This is a genomic window from Cryobacterium sp. Hh11 (assembly GCF_004404045.1).
GTDB classification, from domain to species: domain Bacteria; phylum Actinomycetota; class Actinomycetes; order Actinomycetales; family Microbacteriaceae; genus Cryobacterium; species Cryobacterium levicorallinum.
Genome location: NZ_SOHF01000025.1, coordinates 226,766 through 250,717, shown reverse-complemented (window position 1 = coordinate 250,717; position 23,952 = coordinate 226,766). Strand labels below are relative to the sequence as shown.

Below are 23,952 nucleotides of genomic sequence, written 5' to 3'. Positions count from 1 at the left end.
TCGAGGGTTAGCTGAAGGCCTCCACGATCGGCCGAAACTTCATCTTCGTCTCGGCGAGCTCGCGATCGGGCTTGGACCGACACCGCTCGCACAATATGAGAAATGGTGAATTGAGGCCGGAAATTGAGTTATCCACAGGTTTGCCGTAGGCGGTATTGCAAACCGGCGGCTTGCTACTTTGTGAGGCACACGGATGCCGGGAGGCCAAGATGACCACAGACTCGCACCAGGACAACGCTCAGCCGGGCGGCTCTTCTGAAGAAGCGCTCCAACAGGATCCCCGACCAAATTCCAATCGGCCAGGCGGCATTGCCCTCGCAGCGCTCATCGTGGGGATCGGCGCCTTCGTCACCGGCTGGATTCCAGTTTTGGGTCTGATCCTGGGCATCAACGGGATCGTCCTCGGTGTCCTCGCCATGCGCAGACCGGCCGGTAAATCCTTCGGGCGAGCGGGCCTGATCGGTTCAGCGCTGGCCGGGGTCACCAACGTGCTGGTGACCATGGTGATCGTGATCTCGCTGGCGAGTTCGGGAATCGGCGCGGTGATCATGGCCGAGGGCCAACCCATTGTCACCCCTTGTTACTCCTTCACTGGGCCCCGCGACTACACCAATTCTTTTGGGAACACGCGGGCCTGCGTCACGGCGCTGGAACTGTTGGGCGAACGCGACGCGGACGGTGTCATCCACAAGACGGGGTTTGGCAGCGTCTTAGGTCGCGTAATGGTGACACCGGACGCGATGATGATCACCGACGCAGGGGTGAGGAACGGCAGCCTCGACGACGTGGTCGAGTTTGTGATCGAGACCTACTATCCCGAAGCCGGTGAGGTCACGAGCCCGAAAGAGGCCGTCAGCCTCGACGGCGTCGACGCCAACCTCACGCGCCTGAACGGCACCGCCGAAAACACCCGGACAAGGGCCTTCCTCACCGTCCTCGCGCCGAAGGCTTACCAATTCGCCGCCGATCCGGTGAAGTTCTTCGTGATCTCCTTCGTCATTCCCGAGGACAACGGTGAGGAAATCATTGCCGCCGCGATCGATTCCTGGCGCTGGAAATAGCCGCGAGCTAGCCGAAGGCCTCGACGATCGGGCGAAACTTCATCTTCGTCTCGGCCAACTCGCGGTCGGGGTCGGAGTCCAGCACGATGCCGCAGCCGGCGTAGGCGGTAATGCCGCCCTCGGGGGCGACCTGGGCGCAGCGCAGGGCGATCGCCCATTCACCGTCGCCGTCGGCGCCGACCCAGCCGACCGGCCCGGCGTAGCGGCCGCGGTCGAACGGTTCGAGCTCGCGAATGAGGCTCAGGGCTTCGAGGGTCGGCGTTCCGGCGACCGCGGCCGTCGGATGCAACGCAGCGATCAGGTCGAGCGAGGTTGACCCGTCGCTCAGCGTGCCCTCGAGGTCGGTCGCGAGATGCCACAGGTTCGGCAGCTTCACCGTGAACGGAATCTCACTGGTCGCGAGCACAGAGGTGTGCGGGCGCAGCGACTTGAGCACGCTCTGCACGGCGAACTCGTGCTCGTCGCCGTCCTTCGACGAGGTCGCCAGGGTCAGGGCCGCCTCGCGGTCGTCTTCGGCATCCGCTCCCCGCGAGATCGTGCCGGCCAGCACCCGGGCATTGACCGAGCCGTGGTCGGCGCGAATGAGGGTTTCCGGGCTCGACCCGATGAGGCCGTCGACGGCGTAGGTCCAGCAGTCCGGGTAGCCGAGCGCGAGCTTGCTGATGGCGCGGCGCAGGTCGGACTCGGCCGGCACCCGCCCGACCAGGTCGCGGGCGAGCACGACCTTGTTGACCTGTTGCGCGCGAATGCGTTCGATGCCGGAGCTGACCGCGGTGCGAAAGTCTGCGGGGGGTAACGCTCCCGGGAGCAGCGCGATGCGATACTCGTCGCCGAGCGGATGCAGCGCGAGCGGGTTCGCGCCGGCGCTCTGACCGGTCACGTGAATGCGCGTCACCCAGCACTGGCCGTCTTCGCGGCCGACGATGATTTCGGGCACGATCAGCACGCTGGTCTGCGCGGAGGACTCGTCGAAGGCGAACGCACCGAAGGCCAGCAGCCCGGTGCCGGTGCGGGCCAGCGGGTCGGTCACGGTGGCCAGCGCGACGACTTGTTTCCACGCCGCCGCAGCATCCGTCATGCGGGTCGGGCCGGAGAATTCGAGCCGCAGCGCGCAGCCGATGCCGGCCAGACCCTGGTTGCGACGCATCCAGAGCAGGGGCGTGCGGCCATCGAGCAGCAGGATCAGTTGGCGGATATCGGCTATCGGGGAGGTTTCGACCGTCAAGGCCTGCACATTCACTTCTGTAGCCTACGCCCGCGCCGCTGCTCCTATACGAACGCGTACCCCGGCAACCATGCAGTTTCGCCCCGCCCGCGCGACCTAGAATGATGGGGTGAATAGAGCAGACCTGAACAAACGGCCCGCGCAGGTGGCTGCCATGTTCGACGAGGTGGCCGCCCACTATGACCGCACAAATGCGTTGCTGTCGGTCGGCAACGCGTCGCTCTGGCGCCTCGCCACCACCAAGGCCGTCAACCCGCAGGCGGGGGAGCGCATTCTGGACATCGCTGCCGGCACCGGAACCTCCAGCGCAGCCCTCGCCCACAGTGGCGCCCACGTCGTCGCCGCCGACTTCTCGGCCGGCATGATCGAGGTCGGCAAGACCCGTCACGCGCACAACCCGAACATCGAATTCGTGCAGGCCGACGCCACGGCGCTTCCCTTCAAAGACAACGAATTCGACGCCGTCACCATCTCCTTCGGGCTGCGAAACGTGGTCGAACCGAAGAAGGCGCTCGCCGAGTTCTACCGGGTGACCAAGCCCGGCGGCCGCGTCGTCATCTGCGAGTTCTCGACCCCGCCGCTCACGCTCGTGCGTCAGAGCTATTTCGCCTACCTCAACCACGTGATGCCGCGGGTCGTGCGGCTCGCCTCGTCGAACGCCGAGGCCTACGACTACCTCGGCGAGTCCATCGAGGCCTGGCCGACCCAGCCGGTATTGAGCGGATGGCTGCGCTCGGCCGGCTACTCCAGCGTCGCCTACCGCAATCTCACGCTCGGCATCGTGGCGCTGCACCGTGGAACCAAATCCTGATCAACTCGATAGGCTGACTTACGTGAAATCCAGAGCCCCCGTGATCCGACGCAGCGCGTCGGTGACTAGCCAGGCGGGCCTCGGCGATCGTATCTTCTCGACTTCCGCCGATCGTGGCCTGGCCGCGAACATCGATTCCGGCATTGAACAGGTCGAAGCCGCCCTGCTCGCCGAACTGGTCTACGCCAACGAAATCGCCACGGTCACCAGCCGCTACCTGCTCAACGCGGGCGGCAAACGGGTGCGTCCCATGCTCGCGCTGCTCACCGCGCACCTGGGCGAGGGCATTCTGCCCGACGTGGTCACCGCGGCGACGGCCATCGAGCTGACCCACCTCGCCTCGCTCTACCACGACGACGTAATGGACGATGCCGACAAGCGTCGCGGCGTACCGAGCGCCCAAACGGTGTGGGGCAACTCCATCGCAATCCTCACCGGGGACCTGTTGTTTGCCCGTGCCAGTCAGCTGATGGCCCGGCTCGGTGAGCGCGCCATCAAGCTGCAGGCGACCACCTTCGAGCGCCTCGTGATGGGCCAGTTTCAGGAGACGGTCGGCCCGCGCGCCGGCGACGACCCGGTCGAGCATTACATTCAGGTGCTAGCCGGCAAAACCGGCTCGCTCATCGCGGCAGCCGCGCAGGGCGGGGTGGTGTTCTCCAACGCTCCGGCCGAGTTCGAGCAGCCCGTCGTCGACTTCGGCGAGAAGATCGGCGTGGCCTTTCAGCTCATCGACGATGTGCTCGACCTGTCGCCGCAGCCGCAGGAGACCGGCAAGGTGCCGGGAACGGACCTCCGGGCGGGAGTGGTGACGTTGCCGCTGCTTCGGTTGCGGGAACGCGCCGTGAGCGATGGGGCATCCGCTGATCTGCTGCAGCGACTCGAACGCGACGTCATGTCGGCCGGCGCTGAACAGGGTGAGGCTGCCGATGCGGCGATCACCGCGCTGCGCGAGCACGCCGTCACCGCCGAAACCCTTGCCGAGGCGCACGGCTGGGCCCGCGACGCGGTAGCTGCCCTCGCCCCGCTGCCGAAGGGCTCGGTTAAGAAAGCTCTCACCCGATTCGCCGAGACCATCGTCGAGCGCTCCAGCTAGAGCGTGTTGGGGCTTGCCCCGACTGCTCGCGCAGTAAGGAAACTTCCGTGACCAAATTGAGACTGGCTATCGTCGGCGCAGGCCCGGCCGGCATCTACGCCGCCGATATTCTGCTCAAGGCTGAGCGCAACTTTGAGGTCTCGATCGACCTGTTCGACCACCTTCCCGCGCCGTATGGGCTGGTGCGCTACGGCGTCGCGCCCGACCACCCGCGCATCAAGGGCATCATCACCGCCCTGCGCGGGGTGCTCGACAGCGGCGATATTCGCGTGTTCGGCAACGTGCGGTTCGGTGTCGATATCACCCTCGACGACCTCAAGAAGCACTACAACGCGGTCATCTTCGCGACCGGGGCCGTGCAGGACGCCGACCTCAACATTCCGGGTGCCTCGCTCGACGGCTCCTACGGCGCAGCCGACTTCGTCAGCTGGTTCGACGGTCACCCCGATGTGCCGCGCACCTGGCCGCTCGAGGCGCGCGAGATCGCCGTGATCGGCAACGGCAACGTGGCCCTCGACGTGTCCCGCATGCTGATCAAGCACGCCGAGGACCTGCTTCCGACCGAGATTCCCGGAAACGTGTACGACGGGCTCGCGGCGTCACCGGTGACCGACGTGCACGTGTTTGGGCGCCGCGGGCCGACATCCGTTAAATTCACGCCGCTTGAGCTGCGCGAGATCGGCGAGCTGAACGACGTCGACATGATCGTCTACGACGAGGACTTCGACTACGACGAAGCCGCCAAGGATGCCGTCGCGAGCAACAAGCAGGTTTTCGTGATCGACAAGACGCTGAACGCGTGGCGCGCCCGAGAGACCGGCACGGCCAGCCGCCGCCTGCACCTGCACTTCTTCGCCAAGCCGGTCGAGGTCGTCGATGACGGCACCGGCCGGGTGGCTGCGTTTCGCTGGGAACGCACCATAACGGATGCCGCCGGCGGCGTCGTCGGCACCGGTGAGATTCGCGAGATCCCGGTTCAGGCCGTGTACCGGGCGGTCGGCTACTTCGGGTCCGAGCTGGCCGACGTGCCGTTCGACAAGAAGCGCGGTGTGATTCCCAACCGCGAGGGTCAGGTGCTGCGGCGTGACCCCTCGGCCGGGACCGGCGGGCTGTTCAACCAGCAGATGTACGGCGTCTACGCGACCGGCTGGATCAAGCGCGGGCCGGTCGGCCTGATCGGCCATACCAAAAGCGACGCGATGGAAACCATCAAGCACCTGATCAATGACCTCGGGAACTGGTGGCGGCCCGAGTCGCCGTCGGAGGAGAGCATCGTGGCGCTGCTCTCCGATCGCGGCGTGCGCTACACCGGACTTGACGGCTGGCACAACCTGGACCAGCACGAGCTCGCGCTCGGTGAGGCGGCCGGCCGCATCCGCATAAAGGTCGTCGATCGCGACGAAATGGTCGCGGTCTCCCGCGCGGAGTAGCCCGCGCCGCCCCTCTCTTCTGACCGGGCCCGGGCCCGGAAACCGGGCCCATGATCCATCATGGGCCCGCTTCCATAAGGTGGGCCCGGCTACGGTCTTCCACGAGGGGGGTTCGCTAACGCCGGGTGGCACAGAATGCCCGGTGTCTCGCGCCGAGCAAGACTCCTATTCTGACCGGGCCCGGGCCCGGAAACCGGGCCCATGATCCATCATGGGCCCGCTTCCATAAGGTGGGCCCGGCGACCAAAATGGTGCGGGAGGTGCGGGAGGTGCGGGAGGTGCGGGCGTGCGGCTAGCGGAAGTTCGTGAACTGCAGGGCCACGTCGAGGTCCTTGCCCTTGAGTAGGGCCATGACCGCCTGCAGGTCGTCGCGGCTCTTCGAGCTGACCCGCAGTTCGTCGCCCTGAATCTGACTCTTGACGCCCTTGGGCCCCTCATCGCGAATGATCTTGCTGATCTTCTTCGCGTTCTCCTGGTCGATCCCGGCCTTCATCGAGGTCTCGATGCGGTACTCCTTGCCGGAGGCGAACGGCTCGCCGGCATCGAGGCTGCGCAGGGAGATGCCGCGCTTGATCAGCTTGGACTCGAACACCTCGAGGATCGCCTTGACGCGCTCCTCGGTGTTCGCCTTCATGAGCACCTTCTCGCCGCTCATCGCGATCGAGGCCCCCACGTTCTTGAAGTCGTAGCGCTGCGCGACTTCCTTGTGCGCCTGGTTGAGGGCGTTGTCGACCTCCATCGGGTCGACCTTGCTGACGATGTCGAACGTTGAATCTGCCATTCCCCCATGGTATCTGACCCGCGAGAGCGCACGAAGTGCGCGATTAAGCACTCCAAACGCGCTCTCGCGTTACTGATAGGCGTTTGATAGGCCACGGATGCCTCGGGCATAGACAGCGTCCTGAGGTTCGTTGTAGCGGCACAAGGAACAACGTGCCGAAGGTGAATATCTGAGGAGAACGATGAAGCTGCGCACACGCATCCGTCAAATGAAAGCCCGGTGGTGGGTGCTCAGCGGCGGCGTCATTGTGCTCGCCCTGATCGGCGGCGGGGCCTGGTGGTTCATTGCCGCCCAGCCGACCAGTGCCGAGGCCACCCCGGCCACCCAGACCGTTGCCGCGAGTCTCGAGACCATGCAACAGAGCGTCACGACGAGCGGCACCCTCACCCCGACCGTGCAGGAGGAGGTGTCCTTCGCGGCATCCGGAAACGTCACCGGGGTGAACGTGGCCGTCGGAACGGCGGAAACCGGAGCCGGCGCGACGACCACCGCCAGCAGCGCCGCCTTCACCATCGTGGGCACTGACTCCTGGACCGTCGACTTCACCGTCGGTGAAACGGATGCCGCCCTCATCGCGGCCGATAACCAGGTCGAATTGGCGCTCGATGACGGCACTGAGTTTTTCGGCACCGTCTCCGAGGTCTGCCTGCTGCCCTCAACGAGCACCGGTGTGGCCGCCTACCCGGCCGTCGTCCTGGTCACCGGATCCACTGAGGGCCTCTATGACGGCGTCGCGGTGACCGCGGACATCGTGTACGAAAGCGGCACCGACGTGCTGACGGTGGTCAGCGGCGCTGTGACCAGCGTGGATGGGGCATCCGTTGTGACCGTACTGGACGCTGACGGTAACGAGGCCGACGACACCGGAAGCTTTGCAGCTAGTGCTGTCGCACTCTCGGTGACCGGTGACGACGGCTGCGTGAGCGCCCTGGCCGGCACCGGCGGCCGACTGGGTGGCGACGCAAATGAGTACGCGCACCGCGACCAACACGAGCGCGGCGGCATCCGCTGTGGAGAACCAGCCATCCGCGAAGAAGCTGCGGGCAGCCCGGCAGAAGCACCGGCGGTTGCTCGCTGTGGGAACGGTCACGGCCGTGCTCGTCGCCTCCGGCGGCGGCGTCGCCTACGCCCTGACCCGTGCCGAGGGCGGCGACTGCCGAACGGTCGCAGCCGCGCTCGGTTCGGTCAGCGAATCGCTCGACCTGGTCGGGACCCTGGCCTCAGCCAGCCGCAGCGATGCATCGTTTTCGGTCGCCGGCACGGTGAGCAGCGTGGCCGTGAGCCTGCGGGATACGGTGACCGCCGGGCAGACCCTCGCCACCCTCGACGTTGCTAGCCTGAACGACGCGATCGCCGAGGCAGAGGCCAATGTCGCGAGCGCCCAGCTCACTCTCGAGAGTGACCTCGACTCGCAGACGGCGACGAGCACGACGAGCACAGTGACAACGGATGCTGTGGCCACCTCGACGACGTCTGCTGCGTCGGGTGCCGGCGCTACCTCGGGGGGCCTTTTCTGCTTCGACCTCTGCTTCGACCGGCGAGGTCTCGGCCGCTATGGCGGAAGCCGTCAGGGCGGTCGGCGCCGCGCAAGCCGCCCTGCTTGCCCAGTACGACGTGGCCGTGACCGCGCTCGCCGCGACCGACCCCGCCCTGTTGAACGGCGGCTCGGTCGCGGTCGCCGTTGCGGTGGCGAGCCTCGACGAGGTGTTTACCGTGCCGACTTCGGCCGTGCACTTGGCCGATGCGATTTACACGGTCGATCTGCTCGAGAATGGTGTTTCGATGAGTACCGAGGTGACGGTGGGTGCGGTCGGTTCCGAACTGACCGAGATCAGGTCGGGAATCGACATCGGTGACACGGTGATTCTGGCCGATCTGAATGCCGCCATCGCCAGCTCCGAGACCGAGACCGAGAGCGGACCGCCGGGTCTCGGTGGCGACACGTCGACCGAACCCCGCACGCCGCCGGCCGGTATGGTTGGGCCGCCCGCCGGGTAGCGGATGCGCCTCGTTGAGAAGCTGATTTCTCGGTGAGGCGTTTCGTCTTGTATTGTTAACCCCGCGTCTCCGGTCAAGTGATTACACCTGGTCGGGAGCGTCTGGCGAGTTACCCAAGCGGCCAAAGGGATCTGACTGTAAATCAGACGGCGTAGCCTTCGTGAGTTCGAACCTCGCACTCGCCACCAGCAGAACAGGCAGGCCCCAGGGCCTGCCTGTTCTCGTTAACACAGCTACCTGTAGCGTGAGGGCATGACGTATCCTGCCCCGACCGAGCTGCTGGACCTCGCACGCACCATCGCCCTCACCGCAGGCGCGCTCGCCCACCGGCGCCGCGCCGAGGGGGTCGAGATCGCCGCCTCCAAGTCATCGCCGGAGGACATCGTCACCGCGGCCGACCGCGAGGTCGAAGTGCACATTCGTGAATTGCTGGCCGACGCCCGGCCGAACGACGGGTTTTACGGTGAAGAGTCCGACGCGACCGGCGGTACGAGCGGGCTCACCTGGGTGGTCGACCCCATCGACGGCACCGTCAACTACCTCTACGGCATCCCGTTCTACGCCGTCAGCATCGCCGTGGTGCAGGGCGATCCCGATCCGGCCAGTTGGAACACCCTCGCCGGAGCGGTCGTCAACCCGGCCCTCGGCGAGGTGTTCACCGCCTCTGAAGGGTCGGGCGCCTGGCTCGGCGACCAGCGCCTGCACGTGAACCAGGACGTTCCGCTCTCCCTTGCCCTTGCGGGTACGGGCTTCGGCTACGAGGCTGCGCGTCGGGTGTGGCAGGCGAACGTCGTGGGCGGTCTCATCGGCCAGGTGCGGGACATCCGTCGCATCGGGTCGGCCGCACTCGACCTGTGTTCGGTCGCCTGCGGGCGGCTCGACCTCTATTTCGAACGCGGCCTCAACCCTTGGGATCACGCCGCCGGCGCCCTGATCGCCCGCGAGGCTGGTGCCCGGGTCGGCGCCCTGCAAGCGGATGCCGAGGGTCGCGACCTGCTCATCGCCGCTGCTCCCCGCCTTTACGGTCAGTTCGAACCCGTGCTGGCCGAGCTATTCGACCGTTTTCCGGCTCCCGCGCAGGAAGCTTGACTCTTTACCCACTTGCCCAAATCGGGGTGTGATCCGTCGCGTTCCTCTGCTATTCTCAGGTTTGCGCGCTATCCTTAATCAATTCGTTATATTGGCCAGTCGTTGTTTGGCGTTGTCCAGTACGAGCACCAGTTCCCGTCCGCCTCGCCGAAAGCTGCACTTTGTCACGTCACACTCCATCCTTGGATACCTCCGTGTCCGGCGAGAGTGACGACGCTGTCTTTCCCCCCGTGGAACCTGCGGCCCTGACCCGGCGTCAGCTGCGGGAGCGCGAGCGCGTGGCATTCGCCACCGCAGCGCCGGTCGACGAAAACGTCGCAGAGGTCGTGCGGCTTAGCCCTGCCGCCGATTTGATCGTCGCTGCGGACCTGACCGAACCCGACCTCGAATCACCCGTTGTGACCGAGACCGACCGCATCGTCGCGGCCGTCGCGGTCGCCGATGCCGAGCCCACCGACTACGAAAAGTTGCTGGTTCTCGGTGCCACCCAGTCGATTCCGACCGTAATTCCCCCGGCCGGCGCTCGGCCTCGCCGCCGCCAGCGCACCGAGCAGCCGGCGAGGGAGTCCTTCGCGCCAGCCCGCGATTTCGTTCCGGCCGGCACTCTGCCGCGTCGCGCGGCCCCGTCGCGCCCGCTCGGCAGCAGCATGCGCAAGCGCGCCGCCAAGGGTGCGTCGATCCTCGCGATGTCCTTCGTCGCCCTGATGGCCGTCGCCACGTCCCTTCCGGCTGAGGCGCTGCTCTCGGCGCAGGACGTGCAGGCCTCAGCTCTGCAAGCCCAGCGCGTTCTGCCGGCCGAAGACGCTCAGAGCATGGACCTGGCCGACGGCGACACTCTCACCGTCGAACGTGACGGGTATGAGTCAAGCTCGATCGCCGAGGTGGCCGCGGCCAGCGGCATCCGTTTGGAAGATACCTTTACCAACAACCCGAATGGCACCATTCAATGGCCGTTTGCCGTCGGCGTCCACATCGGCGACCAGATCGGCCCGCGCAACTGCGCCGGCTGCTCCTCCAACCACGGCGGCCAGGACTTCAACCCGGGGGTCGGCGCACCGATCCAGTCCATCGCCGACGGCGTGGTCAGCTACGCCGAAGACGGCGAAGCCAGCCTCGGCGTGCACATGATGATCGATCACATGATCAACGGCGAGCTCGTCACGAGCGTCTACGCGCATATGATCCACGGATCGATGTTGTTCAAGGAGGGCGACCTGGTCAAGGTCGGCCAGGTCATCGGCAAGACCGGCAGCACCGGAATGTCGACCGGCCCGCACCTGCACTTCGAGATTCGTCAGGGCGGCATTACGGGTACCAAGATCGACCCCCTCGAGTGGCTTTACGCCAACACGAACTAGCTATTCCGGTTCCGTGCGCCCGCGCATGAAGGATTCGAGCAGGCCCTTTGGCAGCGGAAACGGCGGCAGGCCGTCGAAGCTGAACAGGTCGGCGTCATCGGCAGCGGGCCCCCGCGGCACGACCTGGTCGTGCAGCAGCTCCATCTTCACGTCGAGGCGATTGGCGGCATCCGCTGCCTGCCGCAGGTCCTCGACGAGCGTGTCGGGCACGGCGCCATTGTACTTATAGAAGATCTTGTGCTCGAGGCTGGCCCAAAAGTCCATCGCAATCGTGCGAATTTGAATCTCGACCGTGACCGGCTGCACCCGATCCGACATGAACACTGGAATCGCCACGATCAGGTGCAGGCTCTGGTAGCCGTTCGCTTTCGGCTCCCGGATGTAGTCCTTCTCCTGCAGCACCGTGACATCCCGTTGCCCGGCGAGCAGGTCGCGAATGCGATAAGTGTCGGAGATGAAGCTGCAGGTGATGCGAATTCCCGCAATGTCCTGGATATTGTCACGAATACCGTCGAGCTCGAGCGGATGCCCCTTACGGATGGCCTTCTTGAGAATGCCCTCCGGCGACTTGAGCCGCGAGCTGACATGCTCGATCGGGCTGTAGTCGTGAATCGAGCTGAATTCTTCCTTCAAAATGTTGATCTTGGTCAGCATTTCGTCGGTCGCGAACTTGTAGGACATCATGAATCGGGTCAGTTCGAGCTTGAGCTCGCGCATGGCGGCGATGGTCCCCAGCGCGGTGTTTGCAGCATCGTCTGGCTGGTCGAGCGCGTCGGTCATGCTGTTACGGCGCGCAACCAGGCGGTCGCGTCACCGGGCAGGGTGCGGCCGACGAGGTCTTCGCTCGCGAGCAACACGTCGCCGGCGGGCAGTTGAACGGATGCCGCGCCCGTGTTCGCCACGATCGTCACGTCGCCGTTGCGGTAGGCCACGACGTCCGGCCCGAAGCCGTCGATCCATTCCACCGTGCCGGAGGCGAGGGAGTGCTCCCGGCGCAGGTTGAGCGCGTGCTTGTACAGCTCGAGGGTGGATCCGGCTACACCGTTTTGTTGGTCGCGGGCCAGTCCGGCCCACTCAGCCGGTTGTGGCAGCCAGCTCTTCGCGCCGGTGCTGAAGCCGAACGACGCGCTCGCACCTTCCCACGGAATCGGCACGCGGCATCCGTCTCGCCCGTACCGCTCACCGTTGGTGCGAAACCAGGTGGGGTCTTCGCGGGCGTGGTCGGGCAGGTCGACGGCCTCGGGCAGCCCGAGTTCCTCGCCCTGGTAGAGGTAGCTCGAGCCCGGCAGCGACAGCATCAAAGCGGATGCTGCCCGCGCGCGTTGCAGCCCCACCGCAGTGTCCGGCAGTCCAACGGTCTTGGGCCCAATGCCGTGCCCCTGCAGGTTTTCGCCGGTGAGGGCGAGCCGGGAAGCGTGCCGCACCACGTCGTGATTCGAGAGCACCCAGGTGCTCGGGGCTCCCACGTTGCCGAAGGCTTCGATCGACTCGTCGATGACGCTCCTGAGCTTTGCTGCGTTCCAAGGCGTCTCAAGGTAGGCGAAGTTGAAGGCCTGGTGCATCTCGTCCGGGCGCACCCACTTGGCCATCTGGCTCAGCGGGTCGACCCAGGCTTCGGCCGCGAGGACGCGGTCGCCGGGGTAGGCGGCGAGCACCTTGTGCCAGTCGCGGTAGATCTCGTGCACGCCGTCCTGCGCCCAGTAGGGCGCGGTCACGGGCGATTCGGCGCTGATGCCGGGCTCGAGGGTGGCCGGGGCGCCGCCCATGCTGCCGCCCTCGGCGGGTGGCGTGTAATCGGGGAGGCCGGGAGCCTTGATCATGCCGTGCGCGACGTCCACTCGAAAACCATCGACGCCGCGGTCGAGCCAGAAGCGCAGCACCGCGCGAAACTGTTCGCGCACCCATTCGCTGTCCCAGTCGAAGTCGGGCTGGCTGGTGTCGAACAGGTGCAGGTACCACTGGCCGGGGGTGCCGTCGGGGTCGGTCGTGCGGGTCCAGGCGAGGCCGCCGAAGACGGACTCCCAGTTGTTCGGCGGCAGGTCGCCGTTCTCGCCCTTGCCATCGCGAAAGGTGTAACGGGCGCGCTCTGCGCTGCCCGGGCCGGCGGCGAGGGCCGCCTGAAACCAGCCGTGGTCGCTCGAGGAGTGGTTCGGCACGATGTCGACGATGACGCGAATGCCCAGGTCGTGGGCGGTGCGCTGCAGCACCTCGAAGTCGTCCAGGGTGCCGAACAGCGGGTCGACGTCGCAGTAGTCGGAGACGTCGTAGCCGGCGTCGCGTTGCGGCGACGTATAGAAGGGAGAGAGCCAGATGGCGTCGATGCCAAGCTCTTTGAGTTGGGGCAGTCGCGAGCTGATGCCGGCGAGGTCGCCCATGCCGTCACCGTTTGCGTCGGCGAAGGACCGCGGATAGATCTGATAGATAACGGCCGTGCGCCACCATTCGGTGCCGGAAGTCAGTTTGGTGCCAGTCATATTTAAATGCTACGGCATCGGTAGTGGATGCTCGGTGTGGGCTAAGTGGTCTCGATCGCCTTGCTGGGGTGATAAAGTTTCTAGGTTGCCAAAAACGCGGCATTGCTACTGTTTTTTGGTTGCTCTGCCCCCTTAGCTCATTGGTAGAGCACTTCCTTGGTAAGGAAGAGGTAGTGGGTCCGATTCCCACAGGGGGCTCAGGCTTGGAAGCGAACAGCCGACAAGTCGCGGCGGGGTAGCTCAGTTGGTTAGAGCACACGGCTCATAATCGTGGTGTCGCGGGTTCAATTCCCGCTCCCGCTACACGGTATTCACTAAAATCGCCCCGGACTTCTGCGGAAGTCCGGGGTATTTTCTTGCCTCCTGCCGATTGAAATTGCGGTGAAGTCTAGTGAAGTGTGGCCTAGAGTCAGCGTTCGGCCTGATCGCGACTCATGCGTTCCTCCGGCGATCAGTGCGCCCACGAGCCGTCAGTGGCCACGTTGACTTTTGTTACCCGCCGTTTCCGGGGATCTTTCTACATGCCGGCCTGCTTCATGACTTTCACTTTCCGGTCTGCGGCTGTGACGCCTGCGACGATGACGTCAAAGACCTCATGGATGACCTGGAGTGGATAGTTCGGACCGTCGTGTCCGGGGGCTACTCCGAGCGGTTGGATCTCTGGCCGGGCCAGTGGGTCGAGAATAAACTCAACGAGCCCGGGGTTCGGATGCGCTCCGGCCACAGTCGGATCGGAGAGATATCCCCGGCGCGGGTGAAATTTACACGCAAAGGGCTACCTCCTGCCGGGATACGGTCACCGTGGCCATTGCGTCCGCAAGGCACCGATGTGGCCGACTCAGCGTCGGAGCATGCACCCGCCGGTCAGCGAACCGGTGTGAGCGTAATTTTCTGACCGAGGGCCGCGGCCAGACGGCTGAGCGTGTCCGCCGTTGGGTTGCCGATGCCGCGTTCGATTCGGCTGATTTCTGCCTGCTGAATCCCGGTGACACTCGATAAGGCTGGTTGGGTGAGGTCCTGGGCCTTGCGTGCTGCGGCGAGCAGTGCGCCCAGTTCAACGCGGCTCGCGAGCTCGGCGTCAAAGGAGACGCTGGCGGCCTCGTACGCCGCTCGTGTCCCCTCAGACCACTCGGCTTTCGCACGGGTGGCGAGGTCTTTGAAATCTTTCGACATGCTGCCTCCGTTCACCTTCAGTATGTGCTTTACCACATACGCAGTCAAGGCTGTGAGGATTGATTTGGCGCGTGGTGACCGCGATATGGTTACCCCAAGCTAATCGTGGTGTGGCGGGTTCAATTCCCGCTCCCGCTACGCTGCGGGTCACCGACCGCGCCTACGTGATTGAGAGCGGAGTCACCACGGTCGAGGGTCAGAGTGCTGACCTGCTGAACGACCCCCGCATCATCGACGCACATCATCGACGCGTAGTGACGGCGGGCTCGATCTGAGCACGACGAGCCAATGCGACAAGGACGCGGATGCCGCGTGCGGTATCCGCGTTTGAACCCCATTCGGGGGTACGATCGGGGCAATCGGGAATTGCCCGCGCATGAAGGGAAAGGTCGGATCATGAATCCGCTTCTAATTATTGTGGCCATCGTTGCGGTCGTGCTGCTCATTACCGGTGGTTTGGTGCAGTCTCTGCAGTTTCTCCTCTGGGTCGGTATCGTGCTCGCGATCCTCGCGGTGATCATGTTCCTGATGCGGTCGATGTCGGGGCGCAAGGGCGCCTGACCAGCAGGATCGACGACAGCCGACAGCCGACAGCAGGAGCCTGACTCCTTCTGTCGGCTGTTTTTGTGTGACGCCCGGGCCGGGATTCAGACCAGTGGGGCCAGAAGGGTCAGGGTCGAGCCGTCGCCCGCGATGATCGGTCCGAGCGCGCGGTTGAACTCGGCGCCATAGGCGGCGGCACGGTGGGCGTCGAACGCGGCGAGGTCGCGGTATTCCTCATAGACGAAGAACGCCGCCGGATTGGTTTCCAGCTGGTGCGGGTCGAAGCGGACGCAACCGGCTTCCCGGCGCACGTGCGCGGTGAGCTCGCGTAGCAAATGAGCGACTTCCGCTTCATGACCGGGCAGGGCTGTGAACTCGGCGTAGAGGGCGATCACGGCACCGCTCATGCCGCGCTCGCTTCGGTCACTGTCGTCGCGGCATCCGTTGTGAGAATCATGGGTGTAACTTTCCAGGGGGTTAGCGGTGTGAGCGGCCCGGACCTGCCTCGGCCGCCACTCAATCAATCAGGGCAGAACTTTTACTATAGAGTCAAGGCACGCAAAATCACGGTGGATTGCCCCTGACAATCGGTGCGACCACCTCCCCGTGCGCTCGCCGTCTGCGGCGTGCGACAAGATTGGACCTCGTGCCTGGACTGAACGCTCCCACCCGTGTCGTCGTCGTTGGCGACGCGCTGATCGACGTGCTGCGTGATTCGGAGGCGAGCCGCGAGTTTGCCGGGGGCGCCGCTCTCAATGTGGCGGTCGGGCTGGCCGTGCTCGGCGTGCCCACGACTCTGATCGCGATGGTCGGTGAGGATGCCGATGGCGCCGTGATCCGGGCGTTTTTGGAACAGCATGGGGTGCAACTGATCGCAACACCGGGCCCGCTCGGATCGTCCCGGGCGGTTTCGGACCGCACCGACGGCGAACCTCGTTACTTCTTCAACGACGCCGCGAAAGCGCGCCGCATCGAGTTCGGGGCTGCCGAGCGGGCCGCGCTCGACGCCGCCGAGTTGGTCGTCGTGAGCTGTTTTCCGTTCGACGATACCGATCAGACCGAGGCGTTCGCGGCCTGTGTGAGCGACCCGGAGAAGCGCCTCGTGATCGACCCCAATCCCCGCGCCGGCATGCTGCGCGACGGGCCGCGGTTTGTGCGTAACTTCGAGGCACTCGCTGCTCGCAGCCTGCTCGTGAAGGTGGGCGACGAAGACGCCGACCTGCTCTACGACAGCAGCCTCGAGGAGCTGCGGGCCCGCCTGGTTGACGCCGGGGCGGGTACCGTGCTCGCGACGGCCGGGCGCCTCGGCGCGTCGGTGGCCGTCGGCCAACATGAGCTGGTCAGTGTGCCGATCGCTGAGCTTGACGGCCCGATCGTCGACACGATGGGTGCCGGGGACGCGACGCTCGCGGCATCCGTTTGCACCATCGTCCACGACGGTGTGCCACAGGATGCCGCCGGCTGGCAGGCGCTGCTGACCGACGCCATGTTCACCGCCGCGGCGACCTGCCGGCAGGAGGGCGCCCTGCTCCGACGCCCGTGACCTCCGGCAGAGCGGATGCTGCGACGGACTGCTCGTCGGGCGCCGCGCCGCGCTTACGCCTCGGTGCTTGTTTCAGGCGCACTCGTGTCAGGCGCGCTCGTGTCGGTGCTCGTCTCAGGAACCGGATCGGTGAACTTCAGCCGGGTGCGAATCGCGTCGCGGGCCTGCTGGGCCGCGCGGCGCACCTCCTTGTCGGGGTCGCGCAGGCGCACCTCGATCGTGGCAATGTTGGCGGTGGTGCCCTGGTCGGCGAGGGCGTGCAGGGCGGCGGCGCGCACGCGGGGGTGCTCGTCGGTCGTGAGACGCACGAGCTTGGGCACGACCTGCAGGCCGCGCAGCAGCACGACTTTGGCGCACATTTCGCGCACCCGCCAGGCCTGGTTGTTGAGTCCGACGACGATGTACGGCGCCGCCTGCTCGCCCCAGACGTGCAGCAGAGCGCGGGCGCCCCACAGCTCGGGCCAGTACAGGGCCGGAGCGCCTTCGAGGATGCCGAGGGCGTGGCGCCCGCCGGCGTAGAGCAGAAAGTCTTTTCCGGCGTTCTTGGCGCGCAGCAGGGCCACGGAATTGTCGATGACGACGCTCTCGCCGTAGTGCGCGACGGCGGCGCGAATGCGTTCCTCGGTCGGGCTGTCGATCGGAAGGTCGGGGTGCGGAGTCAATTTGTTTTGCATAGCCCTCTAACGCTACCTCCCCGGCGCGCCCTGAGCCATCGAAACCGCTCCCTGACGGCGATCTACCGGCGAATCGTGCGAAACCGGCGTCGGTGGTGGGCGGTCCTCGTCGACAAGCACAGGATTCCGCGGGCGAACTTCTGTCGGCCCGCGACGTTGGGCGCTACGACGCCGGTTCGGGGCAAAGGTCGATCTCGAAGCCGGAAGCGTGCTCGTAGATGCCGTAGTTGCCGATCTCGGTGAAGCCGAGGCCGCGGTAGAGGGCGAGCGCTTCGGGCTGGGCGTAGCCGGTTTCCAGGCGCATCCGCTCATAGCCGAGGCCGCGCGCCAGAATCGCGAGTTCGCGCAGAATTGTTTTCGCGTGGCCCTGGCGGCGAAAGGAGGGGTTGGTCCACATGCGCTTGACCTCGGCGGTCGTGGCGTTGAACCGGTGCAGGCCGCCGCCGGCGACGGTCGTGTCGCCGTCGACCAGCACAAGGAAGCCGCCGAAGGGTGGATCAAATTCGGTGCCGTCGACGTCGTGCACGGAATCGCCCGTGCCGTATCGGGTTTCATATTCACGGTGCAGGTCAAGCAGAAGGGGGGCAACCTCGGGATCACCGAGGCGCACGGATACACATTTCACGGTTATAAGTGTGCGCCCTGGCGAGGCGTGCTCGTGACCGGCCGCGGGAGTGTACTTAGTAGACTCGACGGGTGTCAGTGAACCCAGAGTTGCAGGGGCGGGTCTTTCCGCCGGTCGCACCGTATCTTGTCGGCCGCGAAAAGGTGCGCGAGTTCTCCCGCGCCGTGTTCGCGACCAACCCGATCAACCACGATCCCGAAGCGGCCCGCGCGGCCGGCCACGCCGACGTCGTCGCCCCGCCCACGTTCGCTGTGGTCCTGCAGGAGGCCACCCTGGCCCAGCTTTTGGCCGAACCGGATGGCGGCATCGACTTCACCCGGGTCGTGCACGGCGATCAGCGATTCAGCTACACCCGACCGATCGTGGCCGGTGATGAGCTCACGGCGACCCTCGCGGTCACGAGCATCAAGTCGCTGGGCGGTCATTCGATGGTGACGGCCGAGTCCACCATCGTCGATGCGACCGGCGGCCACGTTGTGACCGCCACCTCCACCCTCGTCGTCAGGGGAGACGAATGATCCCCGCCTCATCTATCAGGTCAGTGGTCGACCTCGAGGTCGGCAGCGTCGTCGCCGAGGCGAGTTTCTCGCTGACGCGCGATTCGCTCGTGCATTACGCCGGGGCATCCGGCGATTTCAACCCCATTCATTACCGCGACGATGTGGCGCAGTCGGTGGGTCTGTCTGGCGTGCTCGCCCACGGCATGCTCACCATGGGTCTGGCCGTGCAGCCCGTCGTCGACTGGGCTGGCGACCCGGCCCGCGTCGTCGATTATCAGGTGCGATTCACCCGTCCGGTCTTCGTTGACGCCACCGTCGGCGCCGTCGTGATGGTGGTCGCCAAGGTCGGCGCGCTCGATGTCGAGGCGAGTGTGGCCCGTATCGACCTGACCGTGACTTTCAACGGCGCGACCGTTCTCGGCAAGGCGCAGGCGCGCGTCAACCTGGCCTGAACGCATGATTGAACCCGTTGCCCTGAGCACGCTCACCACCTTTCGTGTCGGCGGCCCGCCCGCAGCACGGGTGGCACCGGTCACCGAGCAGGACCTCATCAACGAAACCCTCGTTGTTTGGGGCATGGACGAAAACTGGCTGCTGCTCGGTGGCGGATCCAACACCGTCGTCGCCGACGACGGTTTCGACGGCATCGTCATTCACGTGGTGACCCGCGGCATCCAGGTGCTCGATGATTCCAGCGAAGCGGATGCCGCTGGCGCCGGTCCTGCAGACCGCGTGCGGCTGCGCGTGCAGGCCGGCGAGCCCTGGGACGAGCTGGTCGCCTATGCCGTCCAGCACGGCTGGGCCGGTATTGAGGCGCTCTCCGGCATTCCCGGATCGTGTGGTGCCGCGCCGGTGCAGAACATCGGTGCCTACGGGCAGGAAATCTCGGACAGCCTCGTCGCGATTGACTTTCTCTCCTATGAAACCGGCGAGGTCGAACGCCTCGAACGGGCCGAGCTCGGCCTCGGCTACCGCACCTCGGTGCTCAAACAGGGCTTGCGCGGAGTCGTCCTGGCGATCGAACTGGAGCTGCACGATACCGCCGCCGAGGCATCCGTTTTGGGCAGTACGCTCGGTCAGCCGCTGAAATATGCCCAACTCGCCGGTGCGCTCGGGGTGCAGCTCGGCGATCGCGTGCCGCTGCAGACCGTGCGCGACACGGTGCTGGCCCTGCGGGCCGGCAAGGGTATGGTTCTCGACCCGAGCGACCCCGACACGTATAGCGCCGGATCCTTTTTCACCAACCCGATCGTGACCGAGGCGTTTGCGCGTTCCCTGCCGGCAACGGCGCCCCAGTGGCCGATGACGACGGAGCTGCCGGACCGAGTTATTCCCATTGAGGAATATCTGGGTGTCGGGCCGATTCCCGGCGCGGAACCGGTACGCCTGGTCAAGCTCAGTGCCGCCTGGCTGATCGAGCAGTCCGGCGTTTCCCGCGGGTTCCGGCTGCCCGGGTCGAAGGCGGCCGTGTCGAGCAAACACACCCTCGCCTTGACGAACACGGGCGGCGCGACCGCCGAAGAGGTGGCCCAACTGGCCCGCTACGTACTCGGCCGCGTGCAGGCCGAATTCGGCGTGAATCTGCAGCCCGAACCGGTTCTGGTCGGCCTGACGCTCTAGCTTCGAGTCGACCAGGGGCGGCCGCCCCTTCTTCCACCGAGCCGTGAGTTTGAGCCCATTCTGCGCGAAAAACGGGCTCAAACTCACGGCTGGGTGACGTGAACTCACGGCTCGCTGATGTGAGGGCGCCTCGCGTGACCGGTCAGTCGGCGCGACGCGCTGCGGCCGCGATGCCGGCCACGACGAGGCCCAGCCCGACCGCGATCACGCCGCCGAGGAGCCACAGCGTGGGATCCGGCGGCACCGGAAGCAGGGTGAACACGACCATGTAAGTCGCGAACGCCAGCAGCAGAATGCCCCAGAGGATCGTGGCGAAGCGGGGGCGCAAGCGGGGAGCGGATGGTGTCGTCCAGCCCTGGGTTGTCGAAATCACTGAGGTCGAGCGTGGTTTGCCCGGCGATCATGGCGTAGCTCGTCGCCGGGTTCACGGCGGCATCGTTGGCGCTGACCTGCCAGGCTGTGTCGCCGACGGCGGTGAATTGGGTGCCCTGCGGAAACACGCCGAGCACGACCGGGGTGGCCGCGGCCAGAAAGGCGAACCCGCCCATGGCGCCGTCGGTGCGGCCGCGGATTCCGGCGATCACGAGGCCGAGCGCGAGCACTCCGAGGGTGAAGGCGTTTCCGAGCAAAATTGCATCCTGCGACCAGACGCCGTTCGAGTACACACCGGCGGCAACCGCGCCCTTGGCCAGGGCCAGGCCCAGCACGATGGCGCTGTAGCCGGCGCCGGGACGGCGGGCACGCACCCGGGCACGGTGTGCAGCCTGGCGGGCGCGGTTCTGCTCCTGCCAATCCCGATTCTGCTGCGAGCGGATGTTCTGGGCCGAGTCCGATGCGTATGGGTTGGCCGGCGGATAGGTTGCACCGACCGGGGCGGCGCCGGTGACGAACGGGTTCTGGGTCGAAGTCGGCGTGGCCGCGAAGGCGAGCGTCGGGGCGGTTGCCGTTTCGGTGCTCGGGGCGCTGCTCTGGTCGGTTTCGGTGGACGCGCTGGTCGCTGTCGGCAGGGCCGGGGCATCCGTTTGCGGGCTGTAGCCGGCGCCCGACGGCGGTTTTGGATCGTAGATACTGCCCGGGCCGAACGGGCCGGCCGGGGGAGCGAACGGGCCGGACCCGGGGCGAGCGATGTCGGTGTATCTCGAGACCGGCGCCCGGGGCGTTCAACTCAGCGTGACCGACCGCGGGCCAGGCTGTCGGCTTGACCAGATTTCCAAAGATCGGCTCGGCGTGCGCGAATCCATTCTCGGGCGGATGCGCCGGGCTGGTGGCAACGCCGCCGTGCGCCCAGGCCCCGGCGGCACCGGAACCGAGATTCTGCTGACCCTGCCCGCTGCGGCCGCCACGCAGGCGAATGATGAGCAGCACACCGAAACGAGCGTGCGATGACCAACCATGACCCGAGCCAAAGCGGCCCTGCGGCCACAACGCCGGCCGCGGCATCCGCTGGCCTGCCCGTACTCATCGTCGACGATCACTCCATTTTCCGTTCGGGGCTGCGCGCCGAGCTCGACGCGAACATCGTCGTGCTTGGTGAGGCGGCGACGGTCGACGCCGCGATCTTGAGCGTGATCGAACTTCAGCCGCGAGTTGTGCTGCTCGACGTGCACCTGCCCGGCGGCCGCGGCGGGGGCGGCGCCGAAGTCATTCGCGAGGCGGCGCCGCGCGCCCTGCGCACCCTGTTTCTGGCGCTCAGCGTGTCGGATGCCGCCGACGACATGGTGAGCGTCATTCGGGCCGGTGCCCGCGGCTACATCACCAAGAGCGCCTCCGGGGCCGAGGTCTCCGAGGCCGCCCGCCGCGTCGCCGAGGGTGATGCCGTGTTCTCGCCGCGCCTGGCCGGGTTCGTGCTCGACGCCTTCGGCGCCGTCGCCGGCAAGACCGCCGAAACCACGGAGGAACTCGACCGGCTCTTCGCCCGCGAGACCGAGGTGATGCGTCTCATCGCCCGCGGCTACAGCTACAAAGAAGTCGCGAGCACCCTCTTCATCGCCGCCAAGACCGTGGAAACCCACGTGTCCGCCGTGCTGCGCAAATTGCAACTGTCCAGCCGCCATGAACTGACGGCCTGGGCGCTCGCGCGCAAACTGCTTTAGCGCCCGGGCCTCAGGCCAGGCTCACGCGTCGCGTCGAATCCAACGAAACGTCACCCGGCTCAGCACGAGCCCCAGCACCAGCCAGACGCCGAGGGCGCCGGCCACCCAGGGCAAATCCCAGGTGCCGCTCTGCTCGGCAGCAGCGAAGCTTTCCGGAAGAAAGACAGAACGCATGCCCTGCGCCATCCATTTGAGCGGAAAAATGCTCGCCAGGTTCTGCATCCACTCGGGCAGCGTCGTGAACTGCAGGTAGACGCCCGAGATGAACTGCAGCACGAGCACCACGGGAGCCACAACAGCCGTGGCGCTGCGCCCCGACCGAGGCACCGCCGACAGCGCGATGCCGAGAAACGCGCTCGTGATCACGCCGAACACAAAAACCCAGGCGAAGGTTGCCCACTTCTCCGGTTCGCTCGGCAGTGCGATATCGAACACCAGCCGCGCCACGAGAAGCAGGAGGCCGGCCTGAAGAATTGCGGTGACGAACACCTGTCCGATCTTGCCGAGGAAATAGCTCAGCGGGGACAGCGGCGTGCCGCCCAGGCGTTTGAGGGTGCCGTCGCTTTTCTCGCCGGCGATATCGACGGCGAGGTTCTGCACACCGGAGAGAAGCATGCCGGCTGCGAGCATTCCGGGCAGGTAGTAGGCGCCCACGCTGACGCCGCCGGTACCGTCGGGATTGGCACCGATATTTCCGGAGGAGCTGAACGCGGCAGTGAAAATGCCAAGCATAATGAAGGGGAAAAAGAACGTGAACAACAGGGTGTCGGGGGAGCGAAAGTACAGGCGTGTTTCATAGCCGATGCGGGACAGGCCCAGCGCGAGCGTGCTCGGAGCTGTGTGCTGCGGGCGGGTGCTCATCATCGTGGCGCTCATGCTCGCAGGTCCTTGTCGGTGAGCCGGCTTGGATCGGGCCGAGCCTCAGGGGCGGATGTGGCAGCTTCGTTCCCGGCGGCCGTCGCTTCGTGACCGCGTACGAGGGACAGGTACACGTCTTCGAGGCTTGGTCGGATCACCTCAAGACCTTCGAGTTCGGCGCCCTTGCCGCTGGCGACCAGGTCCGCCACGACCTGCGCCGGGCGGCTCGTGCGCTCCTCGCGCACCAATCCGTTGCCGTCACGCCAGCGCACGACCGGAACGCGGGCATCCGCTCCGCCGATTGTGTCGAGCGGGCCGATGTCGATGAGCCGGCCACCGACGATGATTCCGGCACGGTCGCCGAGTTGCGCGGCCTCGTCGAGGTAGTGGGTTGTCAGCAGGATGGTGGTGCCTTCCGCCTTGAGACCGCGAATCAGGTTCCAAAACTGATGCCGGGCCTCGGGGTCGAAGCCTGTGGTCGGTTCGTCGAGAAACAGCAGCTCGGGGCGTCCGATAATGCCGAGGGCGACATCCACTCGGCGGCGCTGCCCGCCGGAAAGCTTGCTGATGCGGGTTTTCGCCTTCTCGCGCAGACCCGCCGCGTCGATGACCTCGTCGACGTCGCGGGGATGGGGATAGAACCCGGCGAAGTGGCGCAGTTGCTCGGTCACGGTCGCATTGCCGCTCTCGTTGCTGGTCTGCAGCACAATGCCGATGCGGGCCTTCCAATCCAGGCCGCCGCGGTGCGGATCAATGCCCAGCACGCTCACCTCACCGCCGGAACGGTCACGGTAGCCCTCGAGAATCTCGATCGTCGTGCTCTTGCCGGCGCCATTCGGGCCGAGCAGGGCGAAGGTTTCCCCGGCCTCGATCGAGAAGCTCACGCCGCGCACGGCCTCGACACTGCCATACGATTTCTGCAGGTCGCGCACCTGCACGACCGGGGGTGTGGCTGTCATGGATTCATGATCTCACTTCCGCGCCCCGGTACCTCCTCCGATGG

General features: G+C 66.1%; 28 protein-coding genes and 3 tRNA genes. 20 read left to right on the top strand and 11 right to left on the bottom strand.

Going from position 1 to position 23,952, the window contains the following annotated elements:
* Positions 1–209: 209 nt before the first annotated feature.
* Positions 210–1,061 (top strand): hypothetical protein, encoded by an 852-nt coding sequence (locus E3T46_RS12305; protein ID WP_134578756.1) that lies wholly within the window; start codon positions 210–212, stop codon positions 1,059–1,061.
* 7 nt (positions 1,062–1,068) lie between these two features.
* Here E3T46_RS12305 and E3T46_RS12300 read toward each other — a convergent pair whose 3' ends face one another.
* Positions 1,069–2,301 (bottom strand): isochorismate synthase, encoded by a 1,233-nt coding sequence (locus E3T46_RS12300; RefSeq protein ID WP_241980697.1) that lies wholly within the window; start codon positions 2,299–2,301, stop codon positions 1,069–1,071.
* 94 nt (positions 2,302–2,395) lie between these two features.
* Between E3T46_RS12300 and ubiE the strand changes: the two genes are divergently transcribed.
* From ubiE to E3T46_RS12285, 3 genes are read left to right on the top strand one after another with little or no spacing between them, the layout of a single operon-like run.
* Positions 2,396–3,097: a bifunctional demethylmenaquinone methyltransferase/2-methoxy-6-polyprenyl-1,4-benzoquinol methylase UbiE gene (gene ubiE, locus E3T46_RS12295; protein WP_134578755.1), complete on the top strand. Its 702-nt coding sequence runs from the start codon at positions 2,396–2,398 to the stop codon at positions 3,095–3,097.
* A 22-nt stretch (positions 3,098–3,119) separates the two neighbouring features.
* Positions 3,120–4,190 carry a polyprenyl synthetase family protein gene (locus E3T46_RS12290; protein WP_241980695.1) on the top strand — a complete coding sequence of 357 codons (1,071 nt, stop codon included), beginning with the start codon at positions 3,120–3,122 and terminating at the stop codon, positions 4,188–4,190.
* Between the two features lie 47 nt (positions 4,191–4,237).
* A complete protein-coding gene (locus E3T46_RS12285) occupies positions 4,238–5,620 on the top strand; it encodes an FAD-dependent oxidoreductase (RefSeq protein ID WP_092448418.1) in 1,383 nt (460 codons plus the stop codon).
* Positions 5,621–5,912: 292 nt separating this feature from the next.
* Here the strand turns inward: E3T46_RS12285 and E3T46_RS12280 are convergent, their stop codons facing one another.
* Positions 5,913–6,401, bottom strand: coding sequence for a YajQ family cyclic di-GMP-binding protein (locus E3T46_RS12280; RefSeq protein WP_092448417.1), 489 nt, complete (start codon positions 6,399–6,401; stop codon positions 5,913–5,915).
* 181 nt (positions 6,402–6,582) lie between these two features.
* On the opposite strand from E3T46_RS12280, the gene E3T46_RS18025 reads away from it, so the two are divergent.
* From E3T46_RS18025 to E3T46_RS18725, 5 genes are all read left to right on the top strand, one after another.
* The gene (locus E3T46_RS18025) at positions 6,583–7,737 is read left to right on the top strand and encodes a hypothetical protein (RefSeq protein WP_166790270.1); all 1,155 of its coding nucleotides are present in this window, start codon (positions 6,583–6,585) and stop codon (positions 7,735–7,737) included.
* Between the two features lie 218 nt (positions 7,738–7,955).
* Entirely contained in the window at positions 7,956–8,399 is a 444-nt protein-coding gene (locus E3T46_RS18520) for a hypothetical protein (protein ID WP_241980693.1), read from the top strand.
* A gap of 103 nt (positions 8,400–8,502) precedes the next feature.
* A tRNA-Tyr gene (locus E3T46_RS12265) sits at positions 8,503–8,587 on the top strand.
* 64 nt (positions 8,588–8,651) lie between these two features.
* Positions 8,652–9,488 carry an inositol monophosphatase family protein gene (locus E3T46_RS12260; protein ID WP_134578752.1) on the top strand — a complete coding sequence of 279 codons (837 nt, stop codon included), beginning with the start codon at positions 8,652–8,654 and terminating at the stop codon, positions 9,486–9,488.
* A gap of 182 nt (positions 9,489–9,670) precedes the next feature.
* On the top strand, positions 9,671–10,846 hold the full coding sequence (locus E3T46_RS18725; protein ID WP_134578751.1) for a M23 family metallopeptidase: 1,176 nt from the start codon (positions 9,671–9,673) through the stop codon (positions 10,844–10,846).
* Here E3T46_RS18725 and E3T46_RS12250 read toward each other — a convergent pair whose 3' ends face one another.
* Positions 10,847–11,626, bottom strand: a complete 780-nt coding sequence (locus tag E3T46_RS12250) for a GTP pyrophosphokinase family protein (RefSeq protein WP_198419207.1) — start codon at positions 11,624–11,626, stop codon at positions 10,847–10,849.
* On the bottom strand, positions 11,623–13,320 hold the full coding sequence (locus E3T46_RS12245) for a glycoside hydrolase family 13 protein (protein ID WP_134444168.1): 1,698 nt from the start codon (positions 13,318–13,320) through the stop codon (positions 11,623–11,625). Before E3T46_RS12245 ends, E3T46_RS12250 begins: the two co-directional genes overlap by 4 nt.
* Positions 13,321–13,446: 126 nt before the next feature.
* Between E3T46_RS12245 and E3T46_RS12240 the strand changes: the two genes are divergently transcribed.
* Together E3T46_RS12240 and E3T46_RS12235 are read left to right on the top strand one after the other, a co-directional pair.
* Positions 13,447–13,518: transfer RNA gene (locus E3T46_RS12240), tRNA-Thr, on the top strand.
* 31 nt (positions 13,519–13,549) lie between these two features.
* A tRNA-Met gene (locus E3T46_RS12235) sits at positions 13,550–13,623 on the top strand.
* Positions 13,624–14,184: 561 nt separating this feature from the next.
* On the opposite strand, the gene E3T46_RS12230 is transcribed toward E3T46_RS12235, so the two are convergent.
* Positions 14,185–14,493 (bottom strand): helix-turn-helix transcriptional regulator, encoded by a 309-nt coding sequence (locus tag E3T46_RS12230; protein ID WP_134578750.1) that lies wholly within the window; start codon positions 14,491–14,493, stop codon positions 14,185–14,187.
* Between the two features lie 110 nt (positions 14,494–14,603).
* Here E3T46_RS12230 and E3T46_RS18015 point away from each other — a divergent pair, with 110 nt between their 5' ends.
* Together E3T46_RS18015 and E3T46_RS18010 are read left to right on the top strand one after the other, a co-directional pair.
* Positions 14,604–14,768, top strand: coding sequence for a hypothetical protein (locus tag E3T46_RS18015; RefSeq protein WP_166790268.1), 165 nt, complete (start codon positions 14,604–14,606; stop codon positions 14,766–14,768).
* A 121-nt stretch (positions 14,769–14,889) separates the two neighbouring features.
* Positions 14,890–15,054: a hypothetical protein gene (locus tag E3T46_RS18010; RefSeq protein ID WP_166787509.1), complete on the top strand. Its 165-nt coding sequence runs from the start codon at positions 14,890–14,892 to the stop codon at positions 15,052–15,054.
* Positions 15,055–15,140: 86 nt separating this feature from the next.
* On the opposite strand, the gene E3T46_RS12225 is transcribed toward E3T46_RS18010, so the two are convergent.
* Positions 15,141–15,443 (bottom strand): antibiotic biosynthesis monooxygenase, encoded by a 303-nt coding sequence (locus E3T46_RS12225; protein WP_134578749.1) that lies wholly within the window; start codon positions 15,441–15,443, stop codon positions 15,141–15,143.
* Between the two features lie 239 nt (positions 15,444–15,682).
* Here E3T46_RS12225 and E3T46_RS12220 point away from each other — a divergent pair, with 239 nt between their 5' ends.
* A complete protein-coding gene (locus tag E3T46_RS12220; RefSeq protein ID WP_241980691.1) occupies positions 15,683–16,579 on the top strand; it encodes a PfkB family carbohydrate kinase in 897 nt (298 codons plus the stop codon).
* 53 nt (positions 16,580–16,632) lie between these two features.
* On the opposite strand, the gene E3T46_RS12215 is transcribed toward E3T46_RS12220, so the two are convergent.
* Both E3T46_RS12215 and E3T46_RS12210 read right to left on the bottom strand, forming a co-directional pair.
* A complete protein-coding gene (locus E3T46_RS12215) occupies positions 16,633–17,253 on the bottom strand; it encodes a HEAT repeat domain-containing protein (protein WP_134578748.1) in 621 nt (206 codons plus the stop codon).
* 163 nt (positions 17,254–17,416) lie between these two features.
* Entirely contained in the window at positions 17,417–17,878 is a 462-nt protein-coding gene (locus E3T46_RS12210; protein ID WP_166790267.1) for a GNAT family N-acetyltransferase, read from the bottom strand.
* A 71-nt stretch (positions 17,879–17,949) separates the two neighbouring features.
* Between E3T46_RS12210 and E3T46_RS12205 the strand changes: the two genes are divergently transcribed.
* The 3 genes from E3T46_RS12205 to E3T46_RS12195 are packed head-to-tail and all read left to right on the top strand — an operon-like array spanning position 17,950 to position 19,998.
* Positions 17,950–18,396: a MaoC family dehydratase N-terminal domain-containing protein gene (locus E3T46_RS12205; RefSeq protein ID WP_104132140.1), complete on the top strand. Its 447-nt coding sequence runs from the start codon at positions 17,950–17,952 to the stop codon at positions 18,394–18,396.
* A complete protein-coding gene (locus tag E3T46_RS12200; protein WP_134578746.1) occupies positions 18,393–18,830 on the top strand; it encodes a MaoC family dehydratase in 438 nt (145 codons plus the stop codon). The genes E3T46_RS12205 and E3T46_RS12200 overlap by 4 nt, the downstream gene beginning before the upstream one ends.
* A gap of 4 nt (positions 18,831–18,834) precedes the next feature.
* The gene (locus tag E3T46_RS12195) at positions 18,835–19,998 is read left to right on the top strand and encodes a UDP-N-acetylmuramate dehydrogenase (protein ID WP_134578745.1); all 1,164 of its coding nucleotides are present in this window, start codon (positions 18,835–18,837) and stop codon (positions 19,996–19,998) included.
* A gap of 104 nt (positions 19,999–20,102) precedes the next feature.
* Here E3T46_RS12195 and E3T46_RS12190 read toward each other — a convergent pair whose 3' ends face one another.
* Positions 20,103–20,744 carry a hypothetical protein gene (locus tag E3T46_RS12190; RefSeq protein WP_134578744.1) on the bottom strand — a complete coding sequence of 214 codons (642 nt, stop codon included), beginning with the start codon at positions 20,742–20,744 and terminating at the stop codon, positions 20,103–20,105.
* Between the two features lie 136 nt (positions 20,745–20,880).
* Here E3T46_RS12190 and E3T46_RS18005 point away from each other — a divergent pair, with 136 nt between their 5' ends.
* From E3T46_RS18005 to E3T46_RS12180, 3 genes are all read left to right on the top strand, one after another.
* Positions 20,881–21,033 carry a hypothetical protein gene (locus tag E3T46_RS18005; protein WP_166790266.1) on the top strand — a complete coding sequence of 51 codons (153 nt, stop codon included), beginning with the start codon at positions 20,881–20,883 and terminating at the stop codon, positions 21,031–21,033.
* A gap of 90 nt (positions 21,034–21,123) precedes the next feature.
* Positions 21,124–21,384: a hypothetical protein gene (locus E3T46_RS12185; RefSeq protein ID WP_134578743.1), complete on the top strand. Its 261-nt coding sequence runs from the start codon at positions 21,124–21,126 to the stop codon at positions 21,382–21,384.
* Positions 21,381–22,091: a response regulator transcription factor gene (locus tag E3T46_RS12180; protein ID WP_134578742.1), complete on the top strand. Its 711-nt coding sequence runs from the start codon at positions 21,381–21,383 to the stop codon at positions 22,089–22,091. Before E3T46_RS12185 ends, E3T46_RS12180 begins: the two co-directional genes overlap by 4 nt.
* A 21-nt stretch (positions 22,092–22,112) precedes the next feature.
* Here the strand turns inward: E3T46_RS12180 and E3T46_RS12175 are convergent, their stop codons facing one another.
* Positions 22,113–22,967, bottom strand: a complete 855-nt coding sequence (locus tag E3T46_RS12175) for an ABC transporter permease (RefSeq protein WP_134578741.1) — start codon at positions 22,965–22,967, stop codon at positions 22,113–22,115.
* Entirely contained in the window at positions 22,964–23,908 is a 945-nt protein-coding gene (locus E3T46_RS12170; protein WP_134578740.1) for an ABC transporter ATP-binding protein, read from the bottom strand. The genes E3T46_RS12175 and E3T46_RS12170 overlap by 4 nt, the downstream gene beginning before the upstream one ends.
* Between the last annotated feature and the right edge of the window lie 44 nt (positions 23,909–23,952).